6 protein-coding genes and 1 other RNA gene are annotated in these 6,501 nt (G+C 40.5%); 6 read left to right on the forward strand and 1 reads right to left on the reverse strand.

Annotation, left to right across the window (positions count from 1 at the left end; all coding sequences use genetic code 11):
- Window positions 1-62 precede the first annotated feature (62 nt).
- A non-coding RNA gene (gene ssrS / locus MLE14_RS06300) (6S RNA) lies at window positions 63-251 on the forward strand.
- 375 nt (window positions 252-626) lie between these two features.
- Entirely contained in the window at window positions 627-1,406 is a 780-nt protein-coding gene (locus tag MLE14_RS06305) for a tRNA threonylcarbamoyladenosine dehydratase (RefSeq protein ID WP_243297500.1), read from the forward strand.
- Here the strand turns inward: MLE14_RS06305 and MLE14_RS06310 are convergent.
- Entirely contained in the window at window positions 1,403-2,716 is a 1,314-nt protein-coding gene (locus MLE14_RS06310) for a replication-associated recombination protein A (protein ID WP_243297501.1), read from the reverse strand. The two genes, MLE14_RS06305 and MLE14_RS06310, sit on opposite strands and share 4 nt — an antisense overlap.
- Before the next feature lie 161 nt (window positions 2,717-2,877).
- Between MLE14_RS06310 and MLE14_RS06315 the strand changes: the two genes are divergently transcribed.
- The 4 genes from MLE14_RS06315 to mnmA all read left to right on the forward strand — a co-directional run bounded on the left by MLE14_RS06315 (window position 2,878) and on the right by mnmA (window position 6,345).
- Window positions 2,878-3,555, forward strand: a complete 678-nt coding sequence (locus MLE14_RS06315; RefSeq protein ID WP_243297502.1) for a YczE/YyaS/YitT family protein — start codon at window positions 2,878-2,880, stop codon at window positions 3,553-3,555.
- Window positions 3,555-3,974: a cysteine metabolism transcriptional regulator CymR gene (cymR, locus tag MLE14_RS06320; RefSeq protein WP_243297503.1), complete on the forward strand. Its 420-nt coding sequence runs from the start codon at window positions 3,555-3,557 to the stop codon at window positions 3,972-3,974. Before MLE14_RS06315 ends, cymR begins: the two co-directional genes overlap by 1 nt.
- Before the next feature lie 21 nt (window positions 3,975-3,995).
- A complete protein-coding gene (locus MLE14_RS06325) occupies window positions 3,996-5,138 on the forward strand; it encodes a cysteine desulfurase family protein (protein ID WP_243297504.1) in 1,143 nt (380 codons plus the stop codon).
- An 88-nt stretch (window positions 5,139-5,226) separates the two neighbouring features.
- The gene (gene mnmA, locus MLE14_RS06330) at window positions 5,227-6,345 is read left to right on the forward strand and encodes a tRNA 2-thiouridine(34) synthase MnmA (protein WP_243297505.1); all 1,119 of its coding nucleotides are present in this window, start codon (window positions 5,227-5,229) and stop codon (window positions 6,343-6,345) included.
- Window positions 6,346-6,501: the final 156 nt, after the last annotated feature.

Consider the following 6,501-nt stretch of genomic DNA (forward strand, 5'->3'; position numbering starts at 1 on the left):
TTTTTTCCAGCTTGGTTACCTTGAAAATGACTTGTTCTGTATGCTACAATACAAACTACTAACGAGTCCTGATGTGTACGTCGTAACTCCTTGTTTTGACCGAACACTTCTGTATAGGGAGCCTGAACGTTTTCAGACGGCGTAAACGCCTCCTTGGAAAGAGGACTTACAAAGTCTTGAAACAGGGCACCCACCTGCTTTGAGCGGGTTCAAAACGAAGGCCTTAACGCGACGGCACGATTGGGACTCGTCCCTAACATACATAACACCAGTCTCCTTGAATAGGAGGCTTTTTTTATACCCTAATCTTGCAGTCTACGTTGATGTCTCCCTGAAAAAAAAGCAGGAGCGTTGAGTGTAGAGGCTTCTTGACTTGAGTTTTCCCATCGAGGTGAGAAATACGGCTCAGGTCTGATCCAAATCACTAACCCATTTTTTACGGACATTGGTTCCGCTCCCTATATAAAAATCACAATTTTTAATTAGGGAATACGGTTCCCTGATTTTTATTGTTTTAAAAAATAAAATGAGCAAACTTAAATATAAAATGTCTATGCTAAGTGGAGATTGTTTAATATAATACAGAATTGTGAAAGAAGCGTAAATTTAGATGGAGATGATGAACCATGCTGCACCAATTTTCAAGAAATGAATTAGCAATAGGAAAAGAAGGCTTAAAAAAGCTTGAAAGCACGACTGTGGCTGTTTTGGGTGTTGGAGGAGTCGGTTCCTTTTCGGTAGAAGCTTTAGCGAGAACGAATATTGGACGCCTTGTACTAGTAGACAAAGATACAGTCGATATTACCAATATCAATCGTCAGCTGCCTGCTCTTTTATCAACAGTGGGTCAGCCGAAAGTGGATATCATGAAAAAAAGAATCGCAGACATTAATCCAAATTGTGAAGTCATTACTTTAAAAATGTTTTACAATGAGGAAACCTATGAGAAGTTTTTTGAACACGGATTAGATTACGTTATTGATGCCTCTGACACGATTTCTTATAAAATTCATTTGATGAAGGAATGTTTAAAACGAAATATCCCAATCATTTCAAGTATGGGAGCTGCCAATAAAACGGATCCAACCCGATTTAAAGTAGCTGACATTTCCGAAACCCATACTGATCCGATTGCCAAAGTCATCAGGCTCCGTTTGCGTAAAGAGGGAATTCGCAAGGGGGTTAAGGTTGTATTTTCTGATGAATCACCAATTGTGATTCGTGAAGAAGTCAGACAATATGTCGGAAAAGAAGATGCGCCAATCCGAAAAGCAAAGATGCCGCCTTCTTCCAATGCGTATGTTCCTTCAGTAGTCGGATTAATTATGGCCGGATACACCATTAATCAAATTTTAAGTGATATTCCGATTCAGCGTGTTAAAGATGAAAAGAACTCCAATTTTTAAAATTTTGGAGTTCTTTTTTCATGGCTTTTGGAATGTTGCATTTTATTATTCTCTATTTTCTCATACACTTGCCCCAGCGCCTGCTCGAACTTCCCGGTTGTCTTCGGAGTATAGTATCGTGAATCCTTTAACAGGTCGGGTAAGTATTGCTGATGTACCCAAGCTTTTTCATAATTGTGGGGATATAAATAATCAACTCCCCGCCCAAGCGCTTTTGCCCCCTCGTAATGAGCATCCTTCAAATGAAGGGGCACTTCGCCGATTTTTCCGTTGCGGATATCGGACAGAGCCGCATCAATCGCGGTTATCGCTGAATTAGATTTAGGAGACAACGCTAATTCAATCACTGCAGCTGCTAGAGGAATTCTTGCTTCCGGGAATCCAATTTTTTCAGCAGTCTGTACCGCTGCCAGAGCCCTTGGACCTGCCTGCGGGTTTGCAAGGCCGATATCTTCATAGGCGATCACAAGCATTCTTCTAGATATACTCGGCAAATCTTCAGCTTCTATCAGTCTGGCCAAATAATGAAGGGCAGCGTTGACATCACTGCCCCGAATCGATTTTTGAAAGGCAGATAAGACATCATAATGGGCGTCCCCATCCTTGTCATGCTGAAAGCTTTTTTTCTGAATACATTCTTCGGCAATTTCCGTTGTAATATAAATGAATCCGTCGTCTGATTCTTCAGTAGAAAGAGCGGCAAGCTCGAGTGCATTTAAGGCACTGCGGGCATCCCCATTTGCCGCATAGGCTAAATGGGACAACGCTTCATCCTCCACTTTTAATCGTAGCTTTCCTAACCCTTTTTCCTCATTTTCTAATGCGCGTTTTAAGGCTTTTAAAATATCATTTGCAGTAAGGGGTTTACATTCAAAGATTTGACAGCGGCTGCGAATCGCTGGATTAATCGCATGGTAAGGGTTACTGGTAGTGGCACCTATGAGAGTAATCATGCCGTTTTCTAAATAAGGAAGAAGGAAGTCCTGTTTTGCTTTGTCTAAACGATGAACTTCATCTAACAGCAAAATGACTTTACCAGACATTTTAGCTTCTTCTGCGACAATTTGCAGATCTTTTTTCTGATGCGTAACTGCATTTAATATTCGAAAGGCATAATTTGTACTGCCGGCAATCGCACTTGCAATCGATGTTTTTCCTACTCCTGGAGGACCATATAAAATCATCGAGGATAATCTTTTAGCACGGACCATCCGATCAATCATTTTTCCTTTGCCAACAAGGTGCTCTTGACCAATTACTTCTTCAATCGTTTTGGGCCGCATTCTATAAGCTAGTGGCTGAACGCTCATTTCTTTCACCTCTAGGACGAAAAGTCTTCTTAAACAATCTATCACAAAAAACTGTACAATGGAACAAATGTACGATTCAAAAGCCTACTAGTTTACTCGTAATTTTGATAAAATAATAAAGTTAATAAGCTTTTACCTTACTGAAGAAAGAAGAGAATAACTTGAAAAAGAAACCGGAGCAGCTAGTAGAGAGATACACCATTTTTGTGGTTGGCCTTCTTATAATGGCGTTTGGCTTTGTCTTACTGATTATTTCGGACATAGGTGCAACACCTTGGGATGTTTTGCATGTTGGATTGTTCTTGCAGCTGGGATTAACTATTGGGACTTGGTCTATAATTGTAGGGATTGTTATTCTAGCTTCTACTTCGCTTTTAACGAAAAGCTTGCCTAAAATAGGTGCATTTTTAAACATGCTCTTAGTAGGAGTATTTATTGATTTATATCTCTTGCTTCCCTTTTTAAAAACTCCATCATATATAGTGGGGCAGTATGTAATGGGAATGGCTGGGATTATTGCAGTAAGTTTTGGGATGTGTCTTTATATTTCTGCCGGGTTAGGAGCTGGACCAAGAGATAGTCTGATGCTTGCGATTCGCGATAAAACAGGCTGGAAAATTCAGCATGTGAGAAGTATTTTAGAAATTTTTGTGTTAGTAACAGGATGGCTGCTGGGCGGCCCTATTTTTATCGGTACTTTTTTATTTGCATTTATGATTGGTCCGATTACCGGCTGGTTTTTTCCATTGAGTGAAAGATTGACAAAACGTCTTTTATTATTTACGAGCAAAAAAATGAGCAAAATGAATGATCATAGTATGAAACGGGGGATCAGCTAATGAAAATTTCAACTAAAGGAAGATATGGGTTAACCATCATGATTGAACTGGCAAAAAAATATGGGGAAGGTCCGATTTCCCTAAAATCGATTGCACTAACACATGATTTGTCGGAGCATTATTTAGAGCAATTAATTGCTCCTTTGCGAAATGGCGGTTTGGTGAAAAGTGTAAGAGGTGCTTATGGAGGGTATATACTAGCAAATGAGCCTAGCCAGATTACAGCTGGAGATATCATTCAATTATTAGAAGGACCCATTAGCCCGGTGGAAGGGATAGAAGAAGAAGAACCAGCCAAGCGTGAATTATTTATAAGAATTCGCGATGCGGTTAGAGAAGTCTTAGATTCGACTACTTTAGAAGATTTAGCACAATATTCGGAAGATGGAGATGCAGACTCCTATATGTTCTATATTTAGGAATGAAATGAGGGTTTTTAGGTGAAAAATATCTATTTAGACCATGCTGCTACATCACCTGTTCATCCAGATGTGATTGAAAAAATTACAAAGGTGATGCAAGAAGTGTATGGAAATCCTTCCAGTATTCATGCTTTTGGAAGGAGGGCACGGCAAATCGTTGATGATGCAAGGACCACAATTGCAAAAAGCATCGGCTGTAAGTACAATGAAATCATTTTTACAAGCGGCGGAACGGAAAGCGATAACTTAGCCATTAAGGGTATCGCCCATGCCTATCGAGAAAAGGGAAAACATATTATTACCTCTTCAATTGAACATCATGCAGTTTTGCACACCTGCCATTCGCTTGAAAAGGAAGGGTTTGAGGTAACCTACCTTCCTGTGAATGAAAAGGGGATGATTTCGATAGAAGATCTCAAAAATGCCCTGCGCGACGATACCATCTTAGTCTCAATCATGTTTGGAAACAATGAGGTCGGAACGATTCAGCCAATCGAAGAAATCGGAGAAATCTTAGCAGATCATTCTGCTTTTTTCCATACAGATGCAGTACAAGCTTATGGATTAATTGCAATTGATGTGCATAAGCTTAAAATTGATGCATTAAGTGTTTCTGCTCATAAAATTAATGGTCCTAAAGGGACAGGCTTTCTTTATTTAAAAGAAGGGATAAAGCTTGCTCCTGCATTTCACGGTGGTGAACAAGAACGAAAACGCAGAGCTGGAACTGAAAATGTTACGAATATTGCCGGTTTTGAAGAAGCTGTCAAACTGGCACAAACTACAATGGAGCAAAAAGCGGCTTATTATACAAAATTGAAAAACTTGTTGATTTCAGAGCTTAAAAACCGGGAAGTAAACTTTGAATTGAATGGCGATCTCGATCATTCTCTGCCACATGTGCTAAATTTATCTTTTCCAGGCATCGATGTCGAAGCATTTCTTGTTAATTTAGACTTAGGCGGAGTGTCTGTTTCAAGCGGTTCAGCTTGTACAGCAGGTTCAATTGAGCCATCACACGTTTTAACAGCGATGTTTGGTTCAGGATCAGAACGGCTCAGAAATTCGATCAGATTCAGCTTTGGGCTATTTAATACAGAAGAAGATATTATTGATGCTGCAGAGATTGTCTCAACTGTTGCAAAACGTTTGACTTCTTAGAGGACCTGTGCAAAAATGAAAAAAGTTTTCTCAGAACCTAATTCATAACACTTTACAATATAAATACAGTTTAAGGCAGGTGAACAGAATGGAAAAGGCTCGTGAAAATACCCGGGTAGTAGTAGGGATGTCTGGCGGAGTAGATTCATCCGTAACCGCGCTTCTCCTTAAGGAACAAGGGTACGATGTGGTGGGAATCTTCATGAAAAACTGGGATGATACTGATGAAAACGGTGTTTGTACCGCCACTGAAGATTACAATGACGTGATTCGGGTGTGCAACCAAATTGGAATACCTTATTATGCTGTTAACTTCGAAAAGCAATACTGGGACAAAGTATTTACGTATTTCCTTGAAGAATATAAAGCAGGAAGAACTCCAAATCCTGATGTGATGTGTAATAAGGAAATTAAGTTTAAAGCCTTTTTAGAGCACGCTTTCCAATTAGGTGCTGATTATGTCGCAACCGGACATTATGCAAGGACCGTCCGTGATGAAAATGGGGAAGTTAAACTGCTCCGCGGGGTCGATGATAATAAGGACCAAACTTACTTCCTGAACCAATTGTCACAGGAGCAGCTGCAAAGAGTCATGTTCCCCATCGGCGAATTAGAGAAAAAAGAGGTTCGCGAAAAAGCGAAAGAGGCCGACCTTGCGACAGCTCATAAAAAGGACAGTACCGGTATTTGTTTTATCGGAGAAAGAGATTTTAAAGAATTTTTAAGTCAATATCTTCCTGCACAACCAGGCGATATGAGAACACTTGACGGCAAAAAGCTAGGAAAACATGACGGCTTAATGTATTATACAATTGGCCAACGCCACGGGCTTGGAATTGGCGGCGCTGGAGACCCTTGGTTTGTAGTGGGTAAAAATGTTGAAACGAATACACTGTATGTTGGTCAGAGCTTTGACAACGACGCGCTTTATTCAGATGCCCTCATCGCCACCAAGGTAAATTGGATTCCTTCGGGTGATATGCCAAAAAACTTTGAATGTACAGCCAAATTCCGCTATCGCCAGCCTGACCATCCTGTTACTGTGCATGTAATGGATGAAAATACGGTTAAAGTTGAATTCCATGGTTCCGTGCGTGCGGTGACTCCTGGTCAGTCAGTAGTGTTCTATAATGGTGAAGAGTGTCTTGGCGGCGGAACCATTGATCAGGTTATGAAAAATGATCGAGTACTAGACTATGTAGGATAAACTCCAACTTTTTGTTGGGGTTTTTCTTATGGTGCGCCCGGCATGGGCTATAACTTGGTGGTGAAAGTCCACTACAGGCTTGGCAGTAGGAACTGTTAGCTAAAGGCAAGGGTGTCCATCGTGAGGTGGAATCTGAAGGAAGCCGGAGGCAAAATC

This window comes from Bacillus litorisediminis, from assembly GCF_022808645.1.
GTDB classification, from domain to species: Bacteria; Bacillota; Bacilli; order Bacillales; family JC228; genus Bacillus_BF; species Bacillus_BF litorisediminis.